This is a genomic window from Sporichthya brevicatena (assembly GCF_039525035.1).
Classification (GTDB): Bacteria; Actinomycetota; Actinomycetes; order Sporichthyales; family Sporichthyaceae; genus Sporichthya; species Sporichthya brevicatena.
The window spans coordinates 1-22,558 of record NZ_BAAAHE010000019.1; the positions used below are offsets into that span (position 1 = coordinate 1).

Annotated in this window: 21 protein-coding genes; 7 read left to right on the forward strand and 14 right to left on the reverse strand. The window is 71.3% G+C overall.

The window, feature by feature from the left end; genetic code table 11:
- Positions 1-231 precede the first annotated feature (231 nt).
- Complete coding sequence (locus tag ABD401_RS12310) at positions 232-411, forward strand: hypothetical protein (protein WP_344605066.1); 180 nt, start codon at positions 232-234, stop codon at positions 409-411.
- 108 nt (positions 412-519) lie between these two features.
- Here the strand turns inward: ABD401_RS12310 and ABD401_RS12315 are convergent, their stop codons facing one another.
- Genes ABD401_RS12315 through ABD401_RS12355 form a run of 9 tightly spaced genes read right to left on the reverse strand, consistent with a single transcriptional unit; the run spans position 520 to position 9,343 of the window.
- Positions 520-1,065, reverse strand: a complete 546-nt coding sequence (locus ABD401_RS12315) for a hypothetical protein (RefSeq protein ID WP_344605068.1) — start codon at positions 1,063-1,065, stop codon at positions 520-522.
- Between the two features lie 31 nt (positions 1,066-1,096).
- Entirely contained in the window at positions 1,097-2,353 is a 1,257-nt protein-coding gene (locus tag ABD401_RS12320; RefSeq protein WP_344605070.1) for an MCE family protein, read from the reverse strand.
- Entirely contained in the window at positions 2,350-3,345 is a 996-nt protein-coding gene (locus ABD401_RS12325) for an MCE family protein (RefSeq protein WP_344605072.1), read from the reverse strand. The genes ABD401_RS12320 and ABD401_RS12325 overlap by 4 nt, the downstream gene beginning before the upstream one ends.
- Positions 3,342-4,418, reverse strand: coding sequence for an MCE family protein (locus ABD401_RS12330; protein WP_344605074.1), 1,077 nt, complete (start codon positions 4,416-4,418; stop codon positions 3,342-3,344). The genes ABD401_RS12325 and ABD401_RS12330 overlap by 4 nt, the downstream gene beginning before the upstream one ends.
- A complete protein-coding gene (locus tag ABD401_RS12335; protein ID WP_344605076.1) occupies positions 4,415-5,422 on the reverse strand; it encodes an MCE family protein in 1,008 nt (335 codons plus the stop codon). The genes ABD401_RS12330 and ABD401_RS12335 overlap by 4 nt, the downstream gene beginning before the upstream one ends.
- Complete coding sequence (locus ABD401_RS12340; protein WP_344605078.1) at positions 5,422-6,423, reverse strand: MCE family protein; 1,002 nt, start codon at positions 6,421-6,423, stop codon at positions 5,422-5,424. The genes ABD401_RS12335 and ABD401_RS12340 overlap by 1 nt, the downstream gene beginning before the upstream one ends.
- Positions 6,420-7,616, reverse strand: coding sequence for an MCE family protein (locus ABD401_RS12345; RefSeq protein WP_344605080.1), 1,197 nt, complete (start codon positions 7,614-7,616; stop codon positions 6,420-6,422). The genes ABD401_RS12340 and ABD401_RS12345 overlap by 4 nt, the downstream gene beginning before the upstream one ends.
- Positions 7,617-7,656: 40 nt before the next feature.
- A complete protein-coding gene (locus tag ABD401_RS12350) occupies positions 7,657-8,499 on the reverse strand; it encodes an MlaE family ABC transporter permease (RefSeq protein ID WP_344605082.1) in 843 nt (280 codons plus the stop codon).
- A gap of 1 nt (position 8,500) precedes the next feature.
- A complete protein-coding gene (locus ABD401_RS12355; protein WP_344605084.1) occupies positions 8,501-9,343 on the reverse strand; it encodes an MlaE family ABC transporter permease in 843 nt (280 codons plus the stop codon).
- A 75-nt stretch (positions 9,344-9,418) separates the two neighbouring features.
- On the opposite strand from ABD401_RS12355, the gene ABD401_RS12360 reads away from it, so the two are divergent.
- Complete coding sequence (locus tag ABD401_RS12360) at positions 9,419-11,020, forward strand: phytoene desaturase family protein (protein WP_344605086.1); 1,602 nt, start codon at positions 9,419-9,421, stop codon at positions 11,018-11,020.
- Between the two features lie 6 nt (positions 11,021-11,026).
- Here ABD401_RS12360 and ABD401_RS12365 read toward each other — a convergent pair whose 3' ends face one another.
- The gene (locus tag ABD401_RS12365) at positions 11,027-11,545 is read right to left on the reverse strand and encodes an allene oxide cyclase barrel-like domain-containing protein (protein ID WP_344605088.1); all 519 of its coding nucleotides are present in this window, start codon (positions 11,543-11,545) and stop codon (positions 11,027-11,029) included.
- Positions 11,546-11,892: 347 nt separating this feature from the next.
- Between ABD401_RS12365 and ABD401_RS12370 the strand changes: the two genes are divergently transcribed.
- Both ABD401_RS12370 and ABD401_RS12375 read left to right on the forward strand, forming a co-directional pair.
- The gene (locus ABD401_RS12370) at positions 11,893-15,621 is read left to right on the forward strand and encodes a multifunctional oxoglutarate decarboxylase/oxoglutarate dehydrogenase thiamine pyrophosphate-binding subunit/dihydrolipoyllysine-residue succinyltransferase subunit (protein ID WP_344605221.1); all 3,729 of its coding nucleotides are present in this window, start codon (positions 11,893-11,895) and stop codon (positions 15,619-15,621) included.
- Between the two features lie 11 nt (positions 15,622-15,632).
- Entirely contained in the window at positions 15,633-15,809 is a 177-nt protein-coding gene (locus ABD401_RS12375; RefSeq protein ID WP_344605090.1) for a DUF6104 family protein, read from the forward strand.
- 14 nt (positions 15,810-15,823) lie between these two features.
- Here ABD401_RS12375 and ABD401_RS12380 read toward each other — a convergent pair whose 3' ends face one another.
- From ABD401_RS12380 to ABD401_RS12390, 3 genes are all read right to left on the reverse strand, one after another.
- Complete coding sequence (locus ABD401_RS12380; RefSeq protein WP_344605092.1) at positions 15,824-18,493, reverse strand: hybrid sensor histidine kinase/response regulator; 2,670 nt, start codon at positions 18,491-18,493, stop codon at positions 15,824-15,826.
- 103 nt (positions 18,494-18,596) lie between these two features.
- The gene (locus tag ABD401_RS12385; RefSeq protein WP_344605094.1) at positions 18,597-19,562 is read right to left on the reverse strand and encodes a zinc-binding dehydrogenase; all 966 of its coding nucleotides are present in this window, start codon (positions 19,560-19,562) and stop codon (positions 18,597-18,599) included.
- Positions 19,563-19,602: 40 nt separating this feature from the next.
- Entirely contained in the window at positions 19,603-19,917 is a 315-nt protein-coding gene (locus ABD401_RS12390) for a S24 family peptidase (RefSeq protein WP_344605096.1), read from the reverse strand.
- A gap of 52 nt (positions 19,918-19,969) precedes the next feature.
- Here ABD401_RS12390 and sodN point away from each other — a divergent pair, with 52 nt between their 5' ends.
- From sodN to ABD401_RS12405, 3 genes are read left to right on the forward strand one after another with little or no spacing between them, the layout of a single operon-like run.
- Positions 19,970-20,365 carry a superoxide dismutase, Ni gene (gene sodN, locus ABD401_RS12395; RefSeq protein WP_344605098.1) on the forward strand — a complete coding sequence of 132 codons (396 nt, stop codon included), beginning with the start codon at positions 19,970-19,972 and terminating at the stop codon, positions 20,363-20,365.
- 47 nt (positions 20,366-20,412) lie between these two features.
- Positions 20,413-20,790: an ATP-binding protein gene (locus ABD401_RS12400; protein ID WP_344605223.1), complete on the forward strand. Its 378-nt coding sequence runs from the start codon at positions 20,413-20,415 to the stop codon at positions 20,788-20,790.
- Positions 20,791-21,666, forward strand: a complete 876-nt coding sequence (locus tag ABD401_RS12405; RefSeq protein ID WP_425566127.1) for an RNA polymerase sigma factor SigF — start codon at positions 20,791-20,793, stop codon at positions 21,664-21,666.
- Between the two features lie 30 nt (positions 21,667-21,696).
- On the opposite strand, the gene ABD401_RS12410 is transcribed toward ABD401_RS12405, so the two are convergent.
- Positions 21,697-22,077, reverse strand: coding sequence for a hypothetical protein (locus ABD401_RS12410; RefSeq protein ID WP_344605100.1), 381 nt, complete (start codon positions 22,075-22,077; stop codon positions 21,697-21,699).
- Positions 22,078-22,558 lie beyond the last annotated feature (481 nt).

The following is a 22,558-nucleotide window of genomic DNA, read 5'->3' on the forward strand; positions in this document are numbered from 1 at the left end:
CGGGCTTACCGGAGCGCCTGTTTTCCCTGTTCGGGCGGGGCCTCGGTTCTTTCGTAACCGTAGGTATCGATGTCGATCCCCCCACACGTGAGGCGTGTCTCGTTCCTTTGCGTCAGGGCGGATCCACGCTCGGTGATACCTGATGATTCCGACGAAAACGGGATGTCAAACCTCGTCCATGACTGGGCGCGCCGCGTTCCGCGGGCCGTCTTTTCGGGCACGATTCCGGCCATGTCGCGCCACCGCACCGCGTCGCTGACCCTCCTCGGCAGCTACGACGCCGAGGTCGAGTCCCGCCGTGTGAACCGGGGCTCCGCACTGCTGCTGGGCCTCGCGGTCGTCTGCGCGGCGGTCACCGTGGCGTTCGGGATCTGGATGGCCGGCGTCGTCCCCGCCGCCTCCATCGGCTGACGTCGGCCCACCCCTCGGCGCGGTTTGCGGCGCCCCCCGCGCACGCCAACAACAGCCCCCCGGTACGCAAACGGACTCACAACCTGACGGTCCGCCACTTCCGTTGCTCTAGACCAGATCCAGCTGGTTGATCAACCATCGCCCCGACTGTTTCTCCAGCCCCATGCGCATCCGGAGTCGGTCGATCTTGGGCTGGTCCGAGTTCGTGTTGGTCACGGTCTGATCGACGAACAGCACGACCTCGCCGCGCCCGTCGTCCAGGCTGAGGACGGCGCGGGCGAGCACCTTGCCCGTCGCCTTCCCCTGGTACTTCACGATCAGCTCCCGCAGCGAGTCCTGCGCGACCTCGTACTCGCCGCGGAACTGACCGGTCGCCACGTCCATGACGCGTGCGAAGTCCGCGTCCAGCCGGGCGGAGTCGTAGGTCGTCAGGTTCACCGCGTAGGTCTCGGCGACCGCGAGCAGTTCGCTGCGCTCCCCGTCGTCGTCGCCGCTCCCCCGCAGCAGCAGGAAGGCCGAGAACAGCAGGCTCGCGACCAACGCCAACGACAGCAACGGAACCGGGCGGGCGGCGCGGGCCAGCCGGCCCGGGGACGGGGCGGGTGCCGCCTCCGCGGCCGGGCCGGCCGGGGGCGTCGTGATGTCGTCGGTCATGGCGTGCCGATCGTAGGGCTCATGGGGTCGCTCAGGTCCGCAGCAGCGCGACGAGGATCGCGATCGCGGCGGTCATCGAGCCCTCGGCACGGACCGGGCCGAGCGAGTACCGCGTCCCGTCCGGCAGCGTCACCAGACCGTTCGCGGGCTGGTACCCGAGGACGACCGCGGGGTATCCGGGCGCACCGGGGCCGGACGGCGCGGGTTTGGGCGCGTTCTGCGACCCGCGCACCTGTACGCCGGGCAGGCGGCTCGTGCAGGTGCGCTTGCGGTCCGGCTCCGTCCGCGTTGGGTCGACGGGGGTGCGCCGCGGTCCGGCGTAGCTGCACGTCGGGTTGTTCGTCAGGTGCAGATCGATCGCGAGCTTGCCGTTCCGCACGGTGGTGCGCAGCGCCCCGGTGGCGTCGGGGAAGGCGATGACGAGCGCCTCCAGCGCGGGCAGCCGCGCCGTGATCAGGTCCCCGGGCACGACGAGGTTGCCGAGCAGCGCACCCACCGGGGAGGTCAGCGCGGTGACGAACTCGTCGAGGTCCGCGACCGCCTCCGGGCCGGTGTCGAGCAGCCGCCGGACGTTCGGGTCGGTGCCGCGCAGCTCGCGGGTCAGGCGCCGCAGCTGGGTCGTGAACGTCTCGAAGTCACCGGACAGGGCGTTGGCGGTGTCGAGGTTGCGACGGGCGTTGGCGAGCAGACGCACGGTCTGCGGCAGGCTCCCGCGGAGCGCCTCGATCAGCTCGCTCGACGACGTGACGAGCCGACCGAGCGCGCCCCCGTTGCCGTCGAGGGCGATCGCCAGTTCCTCGACCACGGTCGCCAGGTCGTCGGAGTTCACCTGGTCCAGCAGCTTGGTGACGTCGCGGACGACCGCCGCGGTCGAGATCGGCACCGCCGTGCGCTCGACGGGGATGACGTCGCCGTCGCGCAGGATCGGCCCGTCGCTGCGGCGCGGCCGGAAGTCGACGAACTGCTCGCCCGCCGCGGACAGGCTGGCGACGACCACGTCGGTGTCCGCGGGGATCTTCGTGCCCTCGTCCAGGCGCAGGTCGGCGACCGCGCCCCCGTCACGCAGCCGGACCGCGGTCACGCGGCCGACCAACTTGCCGCGGTAGTTGACCTCCGACCGCTCGTAGAGGCCGCCGGCCTGCGCCAGTTCGACGCGCACCGTGAACGGGTCGCGCCCGATCTGCAGGCGCAGGACGTTGATCCCCACGTGGTAGACCCCGACCACCAGCACGACCAGGACGGCGAGGTTCGCCAGCAGCGTCCCGTGCCGGCGCAGCGCGGCGCTCACCGTGTGCCCTCCGCCCGGTCCGGCGCGGACGCCCCGACCGAGCCGTCGGTCAGCTCCATGTCCCCGGTCAGGTAGTCCCCGGGGGTGGCGTCGTCGAGGAACTCCCCGAACCGGACGAGCTGACGCAGCGTCGGCTCGACGTCGTCGGAGATCGAGATCAGCGCGTCCAGCACCGGCTGGATCTCGCGCAGGGTCGCGACGAGATCGGCACGGGTGCGCCGGACGACACGGTCGGAGACCCGGGCGAGCTCCTCGAGCCGGGACAGCAGCTCGGTCAGCCGGGAGGTCGAGTCCGCGAGCAGCTTCGCGGCGGGGGTGGCGTCGCGCAGTGCGGCGAGCAGGGTGTCGCGGCGCGTGGCCAGCGCCCCGGAGAGCCCGTCGAGTGCGGTCAGGGTGCGGTCGATGTCGGCCGAGCGGTCGTTGAAGGCGTCGAGCACCGTGGTCAGCGACCGGAACAGCCGGCCGGCGTCGCCGCGCTTGGTGTCCAGGGCGGCGTTGAGTTCCGTGACGACCGTGCGCAGCTGCCCGAGCCCGCCGCCGGTGAGCAGGAGCGAGGCCGCGCTGAGCATGTCCTCGACACCGGCGGTCGTACTGGTCGCGGTCAGCGGCAGCACGGCGCCGTCGGCCAGCGTGCGCTTCCCCCGCCCCGGGTCGAGGTCGACGAACCCCTCACCCAACGGGGTGGTGATCCGCAGTTCCGCCGTGGCCCGGTCGGTGAGCACCACCCGCGTCGGCAGCCGCAGGCGCACCTGCGCGAGGAAGTCGCGGGTCTCGATGCCGACGACCCGGCCGACGTCGACGCCGTTCACCCGCACCCGCGCCCCGTCCGGCAGGTTCAGCACGTCGGAGAAGACCGCGGTGATCTCGTACGTCGGACCCTCGACGCCCGCGCCCGGCTGCGGCAGGTCCGAGAGCGTGACGCTGCAGCCCGCCGGCCCCGCGGCCACGAGTACCCCGGCCAGCACGGCCCCGACCACTCGCGCGCGCCTCATCGCGAACCCCCGGGGGCTCGGGCGGCGTCGGGCCCGAAGACGTCGGAGAGCGCGCCGATCGGTTTGCCGCGGTTCGGGCACAGGGCGCCGACGGCGTCGCACAACTGCTGGAGCACGACGGGGTTGAGCAGGTTGGCAGCCGCGGAGGCGTTGAACCGCACCCGCCGCCGCTCCGGGTCCACCGCCCGCGTGAGGTTCTGCAGCGTCAGCGGGAGCACGTCGAGGGCCTCGGTGAGTTCGACGCGGTGGTCGACGAGGACGTCCAGAACGGCGGTCAGGTCCCGCACCCCCGTCCGCACCGCCCCGGAGTTGGTGCGGACGAACTCGCGCACGTCCGCGAGCGCGGTCGTGAGCGCGTCGAGGGTCTGCCGCAGCAACGTCCCGTTGTCCGCGAGCACGGTGGTGGCCTTCGCGACGTTCCGGCCGAACCGGCGCAGCGTGGCGTCGTTCTGCGCGAAGGTGGCGCTCAGGGAGTCGAGGCTGCGGATCAGCGCGGTCAGGTCGCCCCGGTTCTCGGCGACGGTGTCGATCACCGCGGACAGCCCGGCGATGCCCTTCGCCATCTCGGCGCCGTTGCCCTTGACGTTCTTCGCCGCGACGCCGAGCGCGTCCTGGATCGCGCCCAGGGTGCGGGTGTCGTCGGTCAGCGAGTTCGCGAGCTTGTCCAGCGCGGCGACGACCCGGTCGAACTCCACCGGCGTCCGGGTGCGCTCCAGCGGGATGACGCCGCCGTCCGCCATCACCGGCCCGGCCGTCCACACCGGCGTCAGTTCGACGTACCGGTCGGTGATGACGGTCGGCGGGATGATCAGCGCCCCCGCGTTCGCCGGCACCTTGAGGTCCGCCGGGACGCGCAGCGTGACCGCGACGCTGGTGCCCTGCGGCTCGATGCGGGTCACGGTGCCCACGGGCACCCCCAGCACGTCGACGTGGTTGCCGGGGAACAGACCGACGGAGTCGGTGAAGTGGGCGGTGATCGTGATCGAGTCGTCGCCGAGCACGCCGCAGCCGCCGCCCGCGAGGAGCGCGGCGGACGCGGTGGCGGCGGCGAGCAGGCGCCGCAGGCGGCTCAACACGTCCCCTGGGGCTTGCAGAGAGCGGCGTCGGGCAGGACGGCGTTCGGCCCGTTCGCGTCGACGTAGGGCCCGTTCCCGGCAGCGTTGCCGAAGTAGCGGGCCGCCGGCCCGAGCAGCACGGCCACGCGCCGGAGCGCCTCGTCGTTCGCGCGCAGGGTCTCCAGCACGACGTTGAGATTGCGCAGCAACGGCGAAATCTGGGCGGAGTTCTCCCGGACCAGCGCACTCAGCACCCGCGCCAGCGCCCGGGTGTCCGCGAGCAGCTCCCGCAGCACCGCCCGCCGGGTGGAGATCTCGGCGAAGATCGCACTCGCCTGCTCCAGCAGGTCGACCAGGGTGTCGCGGTTGGCGTCGAGGTTCGCGGTGACCGCCGCCGTGCGCGAGACGAGCTCCCCGAGCTGCTCGCGGCGCGTGAGGACGACGTCGGAGAGTCGCGCGATGTTCTCGACGGCCTCGCGGGTCAGGGCGGGTGTGTCCCGGAACCCGTCGGCCAGGACGCGCAGGGCCCGCCGCAGCCGGTCGCCGTCGAGCTGTTCCAGGGCCGGGGCCCCGGCCTCGATGATGTCCTGCACCTCGAACGGCACGCTGGTCTGCGTGATCGGGATCGTCCGGTTCGGCAGCGGTTCGGTCCCGGACGGCGACAGCCCGAGGTAGTGCGTGCCGAGCAGGGTCGCGATCTTGACGTCCGCGCGCGTGTCCTTGCCCAGCTTCACGCCGTCCCCGACGCGGAAGGTGACCCGGACCTTCGCGTCGCGGATCTTCAACGACGTGACCTGCCCGACCGAGATCCCCGCGATGCGGACCGAGTCGCCCGGCAGCAGCCCGCCCGAGCGCGCCAGCTCCGCGGCGAACGTCTGCTTCCCGAGCGCGAGCCCGCTCGGGACGAACAGCAGACCGGCCAGCACGCCGAGGACGGTGACGGTCGCGATGCCGGTGGCCCGTGGGGTCCGGGGCACCAGCCGGCGCAGAAGGTCGCGGATCGTCCCGAGGAAGGCCGCCATCACGCGCACACCTCCGAGTTCGACCCGGAGTCGAGCAGCCGCTGCGAACCGGCGGTCAGGTTGCAGATGTAGATGTTGATCCAGGATCCGTACTGCATCTGCCGGGCGAAGGCGGAGAGCGCGACCGGCAGCCCACGCACCGCCTCCCCGAACGGCTTGTTCGCCCGGGCGTAGGTGGCGAGCACCCGGTTCAGCTTCGCGACGTCCTCCCGCAGCAGCGGGCGGATGTCGGTCAGCAGACCGGTGGTCGCGTCGGTGAGGTCGGCGAGCGCGGCGATCGAGGACCCGATCCGCGTCCGGTCCTTCGCCGCCGCCGCGGACAGCCGCTGCAGCTGACCGACGAGGGCGTCGACCTCGGTGTCGCGCTGTGCGATGTCGCCGGCGACCTGGGCAAGGTTCTCGACGACCCGGCCGATCACCTCGTCGCGGTCGGCGAGGCGGCCCGAGAGCTCCGCCGTCGTCCGCAGCAGGCTGGTGATGCTCCCGCCCTCCCCCTGCAGGACCTGGATCAGCTGCCCGGCGAGCCGGTTGATGTCGGCCGGCGACAGCACCTCGAACAGCGGCTGGAACCCGTTGGTCACGACCGTGAGGTCGAACGCGTCCTGAGTCTGCGTCAGCGGGATCTCGCTGCCCGGCGGCAGCGCGTCGGCGGACCCCGGCCCCGGCAGCAGCGCGAGGTACCGCTGCCCGATCAGGTTCTGGTACCGGATCGCCGCGCTGGTGCTCCGCAGGACCGGTTGCTCCGCGCGCACCGTGAACTTCACCCACGCGACGTTGTCGCGCAGCTTCACGGCGTCCACGCGCCCGACGCGCACCCCGGCCACGCGGACGTTGTCGCCCGGGTGCAGGCCGGAGGCGTCGGTGAAGGTCGCCGAGTACGAGGCGGTCGGGCCGGCCAGACGGTTGGTCAGGGTGTTGTGCAGCAGCATCCCGATGAACGCCGCGACCACGGCGAACGCCACGAGGCGGACCACCGCGCCCCGCACACTCATCGCGTTCATCCCGGCATCACCACCGTCGACCCGCGCACCATGGACCCGGCGAGGAGCAGGCCGATGTCACCGCTCGACCCGCGGCCCGCCCCGAGCGCCGCGAGGATCTGGGAGAGCACGAGGCGGTCCGAGACACTGCCGACGGACCCGATCCCGCCGTAGTCGACGTTGCGCCCTCCCCCGCCCGGGCAGTTCGGTCCGGCGAGCCCGGGGTACCGCGGGCAGTCCGCGGCGGTGTAGGTCGGCAGCGGGGTCGTGGTCAGGCGGGTGTCGAGGCCGATCCGGCCCGCGTCGGTCGTGGCGAGGCCACCGAGGAAGGCCCCGAGGTCGACGAAGCCGCGGGAGAACGCGGTCGGGTGACGGCCGAGGACACCGACGATCTGCCGGGTCTGCCCACTGACCCGGATCAGCCGCGTCTCGTTCTCGCCCACCAGCTTCCGCGCGCTCGCGGTCAGCCCGAGCCCGCCGCCGAGCAGCTCGAGGAACTGTTCCTGACGGTCCACCAGGGTCCGCGCGAGCACCAGCACGTCGTCGACGGAGTCCAGCAACGACGGCGCGCGCCGGTTGAGGTCGGCGGCGAAGCGGCTGAACGCGGTCAGGTCCTCGCGCAGCGCGGGCAGCGACGGCGCCAACGCCCGCAGGTAGGCGTCGGTGCGGCCGACGAGCTGACCGATCTGCGCGCCCCGTCCGTCGAGGGCCTCGGACAGGGCCCCGATCACGGTGGCGAGCTGAACGGGCTGCACCGCGGACAGGACGCGGTAGAGCTTGCCGAAGACGTCCTGCAGTTCGACGGTGGCGGCGGAGGTGTCGGCCGGGATCCGCGCGCCGCCGCGGATCGGACCGGCGGTGCGCTTCGGCGGGACGAGATCGACGAAGGACTGCCCGAAGAAGTTCGCGGGCAGGCTGCGCGCCGTCACCTCGGCCGGGATCTGATCGACCGTGCCCGGGTCGAGGCGCAGCTCCACCTCGGCACCGCCCGAGCCGATCTCCCGCGCGATCGAACCGACGCGGCCGACGAGGACGCCGCGCATCTTCACGTCCGACCCGGGCGCGAGGGCGTCCCCGGGCTCGGTGAGCAGCGCGACCACCGTGACGCGGTCGGCGAACGCCCCGGAGAAGCGCGCGAGCACCAACCCGATCGCCAGCGCGATCACGACGACGTAGGCCACGCCGCGGACGATCAGGTCGCCCCGGCTCGCCACCAGCCGTCCCCGCCTCGGACCGGGCCTCACGTCGGTCCCCTCATCCCGAGATCCGGACCCCGGGGTCGTAACCCCAGAACGCGAGCGTGAGGAACATGTCCGAGACGATGATCAGGATGACGCTGGCGCGGATCGCCCGCCCGGTCGCACGGCCGACACCCTCCGGCCCGCCGGCGGCGTGGAAGCCGAAGTAGCAGTGGATCAGCGTCGCGAGCACGATGAAGATCGCGACCTTCACCGTGGAAAGCACGATGTCGAACGGATTGAGGAACGCCAGGAAGTAGTGCTGATAGGTCCCGGCCGACTGACCGAAGAACGTCGTCACCACCAGCTGCGTGGCGAAGTAGGACCCGAACAGGCCGACGACGTACATCGGCAGGATCGCCATCATCGAGGCGACCAGCCGGGTGCTCACCAGGTACGGCACCGGGCGGACGGCCATCACCTGAAGCGCGTCGATCTCCTCGGAGATCCGCATCGCGCCGAGCTGGGCGGTGTAGCGGCAGCCGACCTGGGCGGCGAAGGCCTGCGCGGCGATCAGCGGGGCGAACTCGCGGGTGTTCGCCAGCGCCGAGACGAAGCCCGCGAACGGTGCGAGGCCGATGATGTCGAGCCCGGTGAACCCGGCGATGCCGACCGACGTCCCGACGAACGCCGAGAGCAGCAGCATCACGCCCATGATCCCGCCGCCGACGAGCAACGCCTTGCCCCAGCTGATGTCCGAGAGCAGCCGCCAGATCTCGCCGCGGTAGTACCGCAGGGCGTACGGGACGTACCCGACGGCCTTGGCGAAGAACGTCGCCTGCTCGCCGAGGTTCGCGAACGAGTCGCCGACCCGCTTCGCCCCGCTACGGGCCCGCGCCGCGGGCGAGAGCACGACCACCTCAGACCACCGCCGGCGGCGAGATCAGCAGGTACGCCTGCGTGATGAGGATGTTCGTGCTGAACAGCAGCAGGAAGCTCAGGACGACGCACTGGTTCACGGCGTCGGCGACCCCCTTCGGCCCACCGCGCGCGTTCAGCCCCTTGTGCGCGGCGACGATCGCGGCCAGGAATCCGAACACCGCGGCCTTGATCTCGGCGACGACGAAGTCCCCGGCGGTCGCGAAGTCGGTGAACGAGTTCAGGTAGGTGCCGGGCGTGCCGTGCTGGACGTAGACGTTGAAGAAGTAGCCGGCGAGCACCCCGGTCATCGCGACGATCGAGCAGAGCAGCACACCGACGACGACGAGCGCGGCGACGCGCGGAGCCACCAGGCGCCGGACGGGCGAGATGCCCATGACGCGCATCGCGTCGATCTCCTCGCGGATCGTCCGCGACCCGAGGTCGGAGCAGATCGCCGACCCGGCCGCGCCCGCGAGCAGCAGCGCCGTGACGACCGGCGCACCCTCGCGGATGACGCCGAGCCCGTTCACCGCGCCGACGAACGAGGACGCCCCGACCTGCTGCGCGAGACTGCCGACGTTGATCGCGACGATCACGCCGAACGGGATCGCGACGAGGATCGCCGGGAGCAGCGAGACGCTCGTGACGAACCAGGCCTGCAGCAGGAACTCGCGCCAAGGGAAGCGACCGCGCACCAGGTCCGTGACGAGGTAGCGGACGCTCGCGATCGCCAGCGTCGTCAGTCGGCCGACGGTGATCAGCCCGGCGTCGATCGGCCCGGGCAACCGCACCGGCGCCCGGCGTCGCGCCCGCCGCACGGCGGTCACCGGGATCTCGGCCATGGCAATTGCCTCACGGGTCAGCGTCCGCGCGGGACGTCCGAACGCTGCGACCCTAGTCCTGCCAGACTCGGCCGGGTGAGTGCACGCGCCGACGTCGTCGTGATCGGAGCCGGGCACAACGGGCTGGTCGCCGCGACCCTGCTCGCCCGGGCCGGACTCGACGTCGTCGTCTGCGAGGCGGCGGACGTCGTCGGGGGCGCGGCGCGCACCGAGACACCCTTCGCGGCGGTGCCCGGACTGCGGCACTCGACGGGGGCGTACCTGCTCGGGCTGATGCCGCCCGAGCTGATCGCGACACTGGGCCTCGACCTCCCCGTGCTGCGCCGGAACCCGCACTACGCGCTGCCGGCCCCGGCGGGCTCGACCCTGCCCTCGGTCGTGCTCGGCGCCGATGCCGCCGCGAACGCCGCGGCGATCGAGGCGGCCTTCTCCCCCGCCGACGCCCGCGCGGACGCGGCACTGAACGCCGAGCTCGACCAGTTGCGCACCGACCTCGCGCCGGCCTGGCTCGCCGAGCCGCTGTCGATCGAGGACACCGCCGAGCGGTACATCCGTCCCGCGCTGCGCGAGACCTTCGTCGCGCTGTGCCGGGGCTCGGTCGTCGACCACCTCGCGCGGTTCGGCTTCATCTCCGAGCGCCTGGTCGCGATGTACGCCATCACCGACGGCATCTCCGGCCTGACCGCCGGCGTCGACGACCCGGGGACCGGCCACAACTTCCTCGCCCACAACATGGGCCGACTGCCCGGGTCGGACGGGACCTGGATGATCGTCCGCGGCGGCATGGGGACCGTCACCGGTGCCCTGGCCGACGCCGCCCGCGCCGCCGGGGCCCAGGTGCGGACGTCCGTCCCGGTCCGCGCGATCGACACCACGGCCGGCGTCGTCAGCGGCGTCGAGACCGACCACGGGCGCATCGACACCACCGTCGTCCTCGCGGCCTGCGACCCGTTCCGGCTCCCTGCCCTCGTCGGCGACGCGTTGCCCGCGGACCTGGCCGAGCGGCTGGAGCGGATCCGCCGACCCGGCGTCACGTTGAAGCTGAACCTCGCGCTGCGCGAGGTGCCGCACTTCCCCGCGCTCGCGGACTCCCCCGGCGCCGGCGCGACGGGCGGGGCCACCGTGCACCTGATGCCGGGCGAGGACCGCCCGCTCGAGGCGGTGCGCGCGATGTGGGCCGACGTCCAGGCCGGACGGCTGCCGCGCTACCCGACGTTCCCGACGATCGAGTGGTACCTGCACACGACCGTAGACCCGAGCCTGCAGGACGCGGCCGGGCACCACTCGTCGGCGCTGTTCGTGCAGTCGGTGCCCCACGTCCCGCACGGCTCGGACTGGGAGACCGAACTACCCGGCTACGTCGCGCACCTGCTCGAGGTCTGCGACCGCTTCGCTCCGGGGACGACGGCGAGCGTCGCCGACACCCTCGCGCTCCCCCCGTCGGGCATCGAGGCCCGGTTCGGCATCACCGGTGGGCACATCCACCACGTCGACAACACGGTGGCCTTCGCCGACCGGGTGCCGTACGCGACCGGGCTGCCCGGCCTGTACGCCGGGTCGGCCGGCTGTCACCCGGCCGGGTCGGTGATCGGGGCGGCGGGACACAACGCCGCCGCCCGGATCCTGAACGATCTCAGCGTGACCGACCTCGGCCGGGGGAAACAGCCGGGGACCTGACCGCGGCTAGCCGACGATCGTGCCGCCGCGCTTGTTCTCGAAGTCGAAGTCGTAGTTCGTCCGCTTGTCGTTGACGAACTTCAGCGCGACCTCGCCCGCGGCGTCGTCGTACCGGCCGGTGCCGCCGGTGATCGCGAGGACGGCGCTCTTGGCCGTCCGGGTGATCGTGCCGGCGACGGTGATCTGGCCGTCGTCGAGGCGGAAGGTGCCGGTGCAGTGCGACAGCGCGTTCTTCACGCGACCGCTCGAGCTCCGGTTGACGTAGGTGACGTCGCACGTCGCGGCCAGGGTGCCGACGCGCTTGTTGTCCTCGTCGAACAGCCGCTCCGAGAACACGTACCGGTCACCGACGCTGGGACCGCTCCGCCCCGTGTCGATCGTGTAGTCCTGCAGCGCCTTGCCCCGCAGGTCGTCGTCGGCGACGGCCGCACCGGCGCTCTGCGCACCGGTCGTGAACAAGGTGACGCCCACCGCGGTGGCGACCCCGGCGGCCAGAGCGGCCGAGGTGAAACGTCGAGTAACCATGAGTCCTCGCCCCATCTCCCGAGAACCCCCCAGGGGTCTCGAACGGATTTCACGTGCCCGTCAGGATCCGCCGAAACCCGACAAATGCCCCCAAAACGGTGGCAAACATCCACGCCGAACGGGTGAGCGGTAGACCACGAAGGTCAGGCGGTCGGCCGTTTCCGGAGGGGTCAGGGCCCCACGCAACGGGCAGGTGAGTTGGGCCACCCCTACCGACCTGTGACCAGACGAACACGGCGACTACGCTGGTCAGAGCGGCGGAACCGGTGGTCCGAGGTCCCGTCTGGTCCCTGTGCGCAGCCCGGAAGAGGTTGATCAAAACCGTGTCGTCACCGCAGTCCAATCCGATGTCCGGGTTCGGGACCAACGAATGGCTGGTGGACGAGATCTACCAGGCGTATCTGCGGGACAAGAACAGCGTGGACCCGGCCTGGTGGGAGTTCTTCGCCGACTACACCCCGAGTTCCGACACCGGAATTCACCGAATCTTGACCCGGCCCGCCACCCCGGCCGGTGGTGAGGCCGCCTCAACCGCCCCGGCGACTCCCGCCGCCCCGGCTCCCGCGGCCGCTCCGGCCGCCCCGACTCCGGCCGCCCCGACTCCGGCCGCTCCGACTCCGGCCGCTCCGGCCCCGGCGCCCGCCGCCCCCACCGCCACTGCTCCGGCCACTGCGGCCCCGGCCCAGCCCGCCGCTCCGGCCGCTCCGGCCAAGAGCGCCGCCCCGGCCGCGGCGGAGAACGTCTCCCCGCTCAAGGGCCCGGCGGCGCGCGTCGTCACCAACATGGAGGCGAGCCTCACCGTCCCGACCGCGACCTCGGTGCGCGCGGTCCCGGCGAAGCTCCTCATCGACAACCGCATCGTCATCAACAACCACCTGAAGCGGGCGCGCGGCGGAAAGGTCTCCTTCACGCACCTGATCGGCTTCGCGGTCGTCCGGGCGCTCCAGGACGTGCCGGCGATGAACTGCGGCTACACCGAGATCAACGGCAAGCCGGCGCTCGTCACCCCCGAGTCGGTGAACCTCGGTCTCGCCATCGACGTCACCAAGGCCGACGGCTCGCGGTCGCTGCTGGTCCCCTCCATCAAGAAGGCCGAGACCCTCGACTTCGCGCAGTTCTGGCTGGCCTACGAGGACATCGTCCGCCGGGCCCGGAACAACAAGCTCACCGTCGACGACTTCGCCGGCACGACGATCAGCCTCACCAACCCGGGCACGATCGGGACCGTCCACTCCGTCCCGCGTCTGATGCAGGGTCAGGGCACGATCATCGGTGTCGGCGCGATGGAGTACCCGGCCGAGTGGCAGGGCGCCTCCCCCGAGACGCTCGCGAACATGGCCGTCAGCAAGATCATGACGCTGACGTCCACGTACGACCACCGGATCATCCAGGGCGCGCAGAGCGGTGAGTTCCTGCGTCGCCTGCACCAGCTGCTCCTCGGCGAGGACAACTTCTACGACGACGTCTTCGCGGCGCTGCGGATCCCGTACGAGCCGATCCGCTGGGAAACCGACATCGCGACCAGCCACGAGGACCAGGTCTCCAAGCAGGCCCGCGTCCACGAGCTGATCGAGGCCTACCGCACCCGCGGTCACCTGATGGCCGACACGGACCCGCTCGAGTACAAGCAGCGCAGTCACCCCGACCTCGACATCGTCAAGCACGGCCTGACGCTGTGGGACCTCGACCGCGAGTTCGTCTCCGGCACGACGTTCTCCCTGTCGGGCCTGATGAAGCTGCGCGACATCCTCGGCGTGCTGCGTTCCTCGTACTGCCGCACGGTCGGCATCGAGTACATGCACATGGCCGACCCGAAGGAGCGGCTCTGGATCCAGGAGCGCGTCGAGCGCGCCCCGGACCGGCTTCCCCGCAACGACCAGCTCCGCGTCCTGCGCAAGCTCAACGAGGCCGAGGCCTTCGAGACCTTCCTGCAGACCAAGTACGTCGGTCAGAAGCGGTTCTCGCTCGAGGGCGGCGAGTCCGTCATAGCGCTCCTCGACGCGCTGCTCGTCGCCGCGGCCCAGGCCCGGCTCGACGAGGTCGCGATCGGCATGCCGCACCGTGGCCGCCTGAACGTGCTCGCCAACATCGTCGGCAAGAGCTACGGCCAGATCTTCCGCGAGTTCGAGGGCAACATCGACCCGAAGTCGATGCACGGCTCCGGCGACGTGAAGTACCACCTCGGCCAGGAGGGCGTGTACACCGCGCACGACGGCTCGACGGTCAAGACCTACCTCGCCGCGAACCCGTCGCACCTGGAGGCGGTCAACCCCGTCCTCGAGGGCATCGTCCGCGCGAAGCAGGACATCATCGACCGCGGCGAGAGCGGCTTCACCGTCCTGCCGGTCCTCCTCCACGGCGACGCCGCGTTCGCCGGCCAGGGTGTCGTGGCCGAGACGCTGGAGATGTCGCAGCTGCGCGGCTACCGCACCGGCGGCACCGTGCACGTCGTCGTCAACAACCAGGTCGGCTTCACGACCTCGCCGACGTCCAGCCGTTCGAGCCTGTACGCGACCGACGTCGCGCGCACGGTGGCGGCGCCGATCTTCCACGTCAACGGTGACGACCCGGAGGCCTGCGTGCGCGTCGCGCGGTGGGCGTTCGAGTTCCGCCAGGCGTTCAAGAAGGACGTCGTCATCGACATGATCTGCTACCGGCGACGGGGCCACAACGAGGGCGACGACCCCTCGATGACCCAGCCGCTGATGTACGACCTGATCGACCAGAAGCGCTCGGTCCGCAAGCTCTACACCGAGGCGTTGATCGGTCGCGGGGACATCACGTTCGAGGAGGCCGAGGAGGCCCTCAAGGACTACCGCGAGCAGCTCGAGAAGGTCTTCGCGGAGACGCGCGGCAGCTCGAGCACGCCCGCGACCGTGGCCCAGCCGGTCAGCAACGACCAGGTGCCGGCCACCTCGGTGAGCACCGCGATCAGCAGCGAGTCGCTGAAGCGGATCGTCGAGAGCCAGGTCAACGTCCCTGACGGATTCTCGGTCCACCCTCGCGTCGCGCCGCTGCTGCAGAAGCGCGCCGCGATGATCGAGACCGGCAACATCGACTGGGGCTTCGGCGAGCTGATCGCCTTCGGGTCGCTGCTGCTCGAGGGCCGGCCGGTCCGTCTCGCCGGGCAGGACAGCCGCCGCGGCACGTTCACCCAGCGCCACGCGGTGCTCGTCTGCCGCAAGACCGCGGCTGAGTACAACCCGCTGCAGAACCTGTCCCCGGACCAGGGCACCTTCTACGTCTACGACTCGCTCCTGAGCGAGTTCGCCGCTCTCGGCTTCGAGTACGGCTACTCGGTGGCCCGACCCGACGCGCTCGTGTGCTGGGAGGGCCAGTTCGGCGACTTCGTCAACGGCGCCCAGACGATCATCGACGAGTTCATCTCCTCCGGTGAGCAGAAGTGGGGCCAGACCTCGGGCGTCGTGCTCCTGCTCCCCCACGGCATGGAGGGCCAGGGCCCGGACCACTCGTCCGGCCGCCCGGAGCGCTTCCTGCAGCTGTGCGCGCAGGGGAACATGACGGTCGCGATCCCGACGACGCCGGCCAACCACTTCCACCTGCTGCGCTGGCAGGCCCTGGGGTCGTTCCACCGGCCGCTGGTGATCTTCACGCCCAAGTCGCTGCTGCGGCACCGCGCCGCGGTCTCGGCCCCGAGCGACTTCACCTCCGGGCACTTCCAGCCGGTCATCGCCGACGACACCGTCGACCCGGCCGCGGTCACGCGGGTGCTCCTGTGCACCGGCAAGGTCTTCTACGACCTGTCCGCCCAGCGGGAGCAGCACGGCTCCGCGCAGGACACGGCGCTGGTCCGCGTCGAGCAGCTCTACCCGCTGCCCGTCGACGAGCTTCAGGCGACGCTCGCGAAGTACCCGAACGCGACCGAGCTGCGCTGGGTCCAGGAGGAGCCGGCGAACCAGGGTGCGTGGCCGTTCATGGCGCTGCACTTCGCCGAGCAGGTCGGACGCGTGCTCTACCGGGTCTCGCGCCCGGCGTCCTCGGCGCCGGCGGTCGGCTCGCACTCGGTCCACGAGTACGAGCAGCAGCTGCTCGTCGAGCAGGCGTTCGCCCGGTAACGGCGGAGCAGATGTACTTCACCGACCGCGGGATCGAGGAGCTGGCCGCGCGCCGCGGCGAGGAGGACGTCAACCTCGCCTGGCTCGCGGACCGGCTCTCCGAGTTCGTCGACCTCAACCCCGAGTTCGAGGTCCCGATCGAACGCCTGGCCACCTGGTTGGCGCGCTACGACGACGACGAGGACTGACGGGCGCGGACGTCCTAGTCCTTGACGGCGGCGCGGAGTTGATCATCGAGCGACTGCCGCTGGCCGACGACCCGGCCGACGAGCCGGGTCAGGGTCGCCCAGTCCTCCGCGGCCGCACGCTGCTCGAGGTCGTGCAGCAACTGGCCGAAGGCCTCGGCGCCGAGGGACCGCGCGGGTGACTTGAGCTTGTGGGCGGCCGCGGCGAGCGCGGCCCGGTCCTGGGCCCGGCAGACCGCCTCGAGGTCCGGCAGGGAGACCTCGAGGTCGGCGAGGAACTCCTCGGCGAGCTCGCGGACGATCTCCGGCCCGATCTCCTCGCGCAGCCGACCGACCACGTCCGGGTCGACGACGAGGTCGTCGACGCTGGGCGCGCTGAGGAGGCCGCTGAGCATGCGCCCGAGGGAGGCGACGTCGATCGGCTTGGGGAGGAACGCGTCCATCCCGGCCTCGTAGCAGCGGCGGACGTCCTCGGTCGCGACGTTCGCGGTCATCGCCACGATGTGCAGGCCGCGCTCCGGCCACCGGGCGCGGATCCGCCGCGTGGCCTCCAGTCCGTCCATCTCGGGCATCTGAATGTCCATCAGAACCAGGTCGTACGCCCGCTGCGCCAGGGCGTCCAGCGCCTCGCGGCCGCTCGCCGCCACGTCGGCGCGGAAGCCGAACCGCGCCAGGAGGTGCTGGGCGACCTTCTGATTCACCGGGGTGTCCTCGACCACGAGGATCGAGAGCTTGCGGGCCGGCACCGGCAGGTCGAACACCGAGGACGGGGACGAGGTGACCGTGTCGCGGACCCGTCCGGTGCGGACCAGCTCGAGCAGGAGCTCGGTCAGCTTCTCGGCGCGGGCCGGCTTCGCCAGCACGAGGTCGAACAGTCCCGGCTCGACGACCCGTGTCGGTGCGGTCGAGTGGAGCAGCACGAGCCGGATCCCGGGGCTCCGCTGCCGCAGCGCGCGACCGAGTTCGTAGCCGTCCATGCCGGGCATGTCCAGGTCGAGCAGGGCGAGGTCGAAGCTCCGGCTGAGCGTCTGGTTGAGCTCGACGAGGTTGAGTGCCTCCTCGCCGCCGCCCGCGGTGACGGCCTCCATCTCGTGCTGCTGCGCCCACGCCTCCAGGATCTGACGGTGCGTCGCATTGTCGTCCACGATGAGGACACGCTTCCCCGCGAGCCCCGCGGGGGCGACGCTCTCCTCGGCGTCCCGGCCGGTGACCGGGAAGGAGAAGGTGACCGTCGTGCCCGCTCCCGGGCTCGACGCCATCTCCATGTCGCCGCCCATCGACTCGACGAGACGGCGGCTGATCGCGAGGCCGAGGCCGGTGCCGCCGTAGATGCGGGTCGTCGTGCTGTCGCCCTGGGTGAACGGTTCGAACAACGACTCGATGCGGTCGGAGGCCACCCCGATACCGGTGTCGGCGACCTCGAAACGCAGCCAGGTCTCGGGACTCCCGTCCGGGCGGGAGTCGGTGCGCTCCACCTCGACGCGGACCACCACCTCCCCGGTGTGGGTGAACTTCACGGCGTTCGCGAGGAGGTTGACCAGCACCTGACGGGTCCGGGCCGGGTCGCCGATGACGATCGCCGGCACCTCGGGCGCGACGTCGCACGCCAGCTCGAGGCCTTTCTCGTGCGCCTGGAGGGTGACGAGGTCGACCGTCTCCCCCAGCCAGTCGCGGATCTCGAACGCGACCTCTTCGAGCACGAGCTTGCCCGCGTCGATCTTCGCGTAGTCGAGGATGTCGTTGATGATGGTGAGCAGGTGCTCACCCGAGGTCCGCATCGTCTCGACGAAGTCACGCTGCTGACGGTCCATCGGGGTGTCCAGCAGCAGGCTGGTCATGCCGATGATGGCGTTCATCGGGGTGCGGATCTCATGGCTCATGTTCGCCAGGAACTCCTGGCGCGAACGCGCAGCGCGTTCGGCGGTGTCGCGGGCGCGGGCGACGACGCCTTCGAACGCCTTGCGTTCGGTCACGTCCCGGACCGCGGCGGTGACGAGCAGACCGTCCTCGGTCTCGATCGAGGACAGCGAGATCTCGACCGGGAACTCCGAGCCGTCCTTGCGGCGGGCGGCCAGGTCGATGCCGGCTCCCATGGAGCGCACCACGGGCTCGGCGAAGTACCCGGTGCGGTGCTGGCGGTGCGCGGCCCGGGCCTGGTCGGGCACGAGCGTCTCGATCGGCCGGCCGAGCAGCTCGTTGCGCGACCAGCCGAACATGACCTCGGCCTGGGTGTTGACCAACTGGATCAGCCCGGAGTCGTCGACCCCGAGCATCGCGTCCGGGGCGGCCTCGAGCAGGCCGGAGAACTTGGCCTGGGTCTTGAGCCGGTCGGTGGCGTCCCGGACCACGGCGGTGACGAGCCGGCCGTCCTCGGTCTCGATCGAGGACAGCGAGATCTCGGCCGGGAACTGCGAGCCGTCCTTGCGGCAGCCGAACAGGTCGAGCCCGGCGCCCATCGGCCGCACCTGGGGCGCACCGAAGTACTGCCCGCGGTGCATCGGGTGCGCGGCGCGCGCGTTCGGCGGGACGAGGGTCTCGATCGGTTGCCCGACCAGCTCCTCGCGCGTCCAGCCGAACAGGGTCTCGCCCTGCCCGTTGACGAACAGAATCTTTCCGGACGAATCGACCACGAAGACCGCGTCCGGCAGCTGCTCGATGAGCTGCTCGCTGATGCCCAGCTTCTCCACCGGTGTCCCTTGCTCCCGCCGCCATCCGGTTGTCGGCAACCCGGGGCCGGGACATGACCCCCCGAACGTCCCCATTGGTCCGGGGGGTCGAGCCCGGTGGGGCTCAGACGGTGAAGACGATCTTGCCGAACAGGTCCCCGGAGTGCATCTTCTCGAAACCGCGGCGGGCGTCCTGGAGCGGCAGGACCTCGTCGATCAGCGGCCGAACGCCGGTGGTCGCCATGAACTGGGCGAGGCGCTCGAGCTCGTCACGGGAGCCCATCGTCGAGCCGACGACCGAGAGCTGCAGGAAGAAGATCCGGGTCAGCTCGGCCGGCGGGGCGTCCCCGCTGGTCGCGCCGGAGATGACGATGGTGCCGCCGGGCTTGAGCGCCTTGACCGAGTGCGACCAGGTCGCCTCGCCGACGGTCTCGAAGACCGCGTCGACGCGCTCCGGCAGCCGGGCACCGGAGGCGAAGACCTGGTCGGCGCCGAGCGACAGGGCACGCTCGCGCTTGGCCTCGTCCCGGCTCGTGGCCCACACGCGCAGGCCGGCCGCACGGCCGAGGCTGATCAGCGCGGTCGCGACACCGCCACCCGCACCCTGGACCAGGATCGTGGCGCCGGGCGAGATGCCCGCGCGGGTGAAGAGCATCCGGTAGGCGGTCAGCCACGCGGTCGGGAGGCAGGCCGCCTCCTCCCAGGAGAGCTGCGCCGGCTTGGGCACCAGGTTGCGCCGCGGCACGACGACCTTCTCCGCGAACGTGCCCTGGTATTGCTCGGACAGCAACGAACGCTTGGGGTCGAAGGTCTCGTCGCCCTTCCACTCCGGGTCGCCGATCACCGCGTGGACGATGACCTCGTTGCCGTCCTCGTCGGTCCCGGCCGCGTCGCAGCCGAGGATCATCGGGAGCTGCTCCTCCTTCAGGCCACGCCCCCGCAGGCTCCACAGGTCGTGGTGGTTGAGGGAGGCCGCCTTGACGTCGACCGTCGCCCAGCCGTCCTTGGCGATCGGCTCGGGCCGCTCCCCGAGGTCGAGGGCGGACAGCGGGTCGGAGTCGGAGAAGCGCGCAGCGCTGACAGCGAACATGATCCGACCCTAGTCACGCGGGCAACGGCGCCCCAGATCGCTACCGACGAAAGATCGGCCAGATCCGGCCCACGACGACGGCGACGACGTCGCGGTCCGGGATCGCCCCCACCAACCAGGAGTCGACCCCCGCCGCCGGGTTGTCCCGCTCCACCCACCACCCCTCGGGCTCGCGCCGGGTCACGCGCTTGACCGCAAGTCCCCGGTCCGGCAGGCGGACGACCGCGGCGCGGCCGACCCGCGGTCGGGCGCGGTAGCGGATCAGCAGCAGGTCACCCGGTCGGTAGGTCGGCCGCATCGAGTCGCCGGAGACGCGCGCGGTCCCCCAGCCCTTCCGCTCTTCGTCCGTGCCCACCGGGGTAGTGTCGCCGTGACTTTCACAGAACCGACACGAAGGGACCGATCCGATGCGGTTGTTCCGCCCGATCGACGTCTCCGCCCACTGCGACCTGCCGTGCGGCGTTTACGACCCTGCCCAGGCCCGGATCGAAGCCGAGTCGGTCAAGGCGACCATCGAGAAGTACCACGCCAGCGACGACGAGACCTTCCGCCAGCGGGCGATCAAGATCAAGGAAGAGCGCTCCGACCTGGTCAAGCACCACCTCTGGGTGCTGTGGACCGACTACTTCAAGCCGCCGCACTTCGAGGCGTACCCGAACCTGCACCAGCTGTTCAACGAGGCCACCAAGCTGGCCGGCGCGGGCGGCACGAAGAGCTCGGTCGACGTCGAGGTCGCGAACAAGCTGCTCGCGAAGATCGACGAGATCGCCGAGATCTTCTGGGCGACCAAAAAGGCCGCGTGAGCTCCTCGGAGCCTGCAGGCGCCGTCGGCGGACGGGTGGACGGACCGATGGACGACTTCGTCGAGGTTCGACTCCCCGCCGACGGCGCCTACCTCTCCGTGCTGCGCACCGCCACTGCGGGTCTGGCCGCGCGGCTGGACTTCACGATCGACGAGATCGAGGACCTGCGCATCGCGGTGGACGAGGCCTGCGCGATGTTGCTCGCGCAGGTCGTCCCCGACACCGAACTGCTCTGCCGGTTCACGCTGAACGCCCCGACGCTGACCGTCGAGGTCACCGCACCGACGCGCGACGGCGCCGTTCCCCCGCGGAACACCTTCGCCTGGACGGTCCTGTCGGCGCTCGCCGGGGACGTGACGGCGACCGTCGACTCCGACCAACACCTGACGATCACCCTGCGCAAGACCGCCGAGGGGGCGGCATGACTGGCGCCGGGCCGGGACGCGGCTGACGTGGCCGACGAGATCCAGGCCGAGGAGAACCAGGCCGAGGAGAACCAGGCCGACGAGATCCAGGCCGAGCCGACCCGGGACTCGGCCCGCGAGGTCGAACGGGACCGCGCCCGCGCGATGCTCACCGAGCTCGCGTCGATGGAGCTCGACGACCCCCGCCGACCCGCCCTGCGCGACGCGCTCGTCGAGCTCCACCTACCCCTGGTCGAGCACCTGGCCCGCCGGTTCCGCAACCGCGGCGAGCCCCTCGACGACCTCGTCCAGGTCGCGACGATCGGGCTGATCAAGTCCGTCGACCGTTTCGAGATCGACCGGGGCGTCGAGTTCTCGACCTACGCCACCCCGACCATCGTCGGCGAGATCAAGCGCCACTTCCGCGACCGCGGTTGGGCCGTTCGGGTTCCCCGGCGCCTGCAGGAGCTGCGGCTGCACCTCTCGACCGCGACCGCCGAGCTCTCCCAGCAGCTCGGCCGCGCCCCGACCGTCTCCGAGCTCGCCGAGCGGCTCGGGCGTTCCGAGGAAGAGGTCCTCGAAGGTCTGGAGTCGGCCAACGCCTACAGCACCCTCTCCCTCGACGTCCCGGAGCAGGGCGAGGGCGACTCCCCCGCCGTCGTCGACTCCCTGGGCGGGGAGGACGAGGCGCTCGAGGGCGTCGAGTACCGCGAGTCGCTCAAGCCGTTGCTGGAGCGACTGCCCCCGCGCGAGAAGCGCATCCTGCTGCTCCGCTTCTTCGGCGGGATGACGCAGTCGCAGATCGCGACCGAGCTCGGCATCTCGCAGATGCACGTCTCCCGGTTGCTCGCCCGCACGCTCGCGAAGCTGCGCGCCGACCTCCTCGTCGAGGAGTAGCCCCGCCCCCACCCGCCGGGCCCGGCGCGCTCAGTCCTGCAGGACGGCCCCGGTGGAGGGGGCGAACAAGGCCGCCAGAATGACGATCGCCGAGGTCAGGAGCGCGTAGCCGACGGCCGGCAGGTCGTCCATCGTCGTGAAGGCGATCGGCAGCGTGATCAGCTGCCAGACCAATGCGGGAGCCCGGGACCACCCCTGCGCGCCGAGCAGGCCGCGGGCGACCGCGAGCAGTCCGACCCCGCCGCCGGTGGCCAGCGCCCCCACCAGCAGACCGTCGACCAGGCTGCCGGCGCCCGTGATTCCCACCACCAGCGTGACGACGCCCACGCCCAGCAGGGTCAGAGCCTGGAGGGCCTGCGCGAGGGCCGCGACGACGAGCAGCCGTGGGTGCCGCCGGGCGTCGGAGATCATTCCCGCCACGTCGAGCGGACGCGCCGAGGGCTCTGCGCCCCCATCCTCACCTGGCGATTTCACCGCTGTGTTTCCCACCCTTTGCCGGACTGTGACCGGATATGCCGGTTCAAGATCGTGCGTCGCGGTGCATACCACAGCTACGGTGCGGAAGCTCTGTACGCATGCGTCGTCCCGGCCCTCCGCACCGCCCGACCGACGAGCTGCCCGATGTGTGGCGCAATTCCCTGATTCGAGGTCTTGTGCCGACGCTAGCGGGTGGTTCAAGGTGGTCTGCGGTTCGGGGCGAAGAAGGACCGAAATACCGCCCTGACCAGGACCGAAGGTCCCTGGACCCGTGCTTCATCTCACACAAATATCTCTCGTGTTGGGGGCCCGTTAACGCTCGTGAAACGGTTCACTAGTTAGCGAAACCCCAGGCACACATTCGCCGGGACCGGAGCTCGCCCGAGTCCGGAGCCCACCACTGAAGGAGCTACAC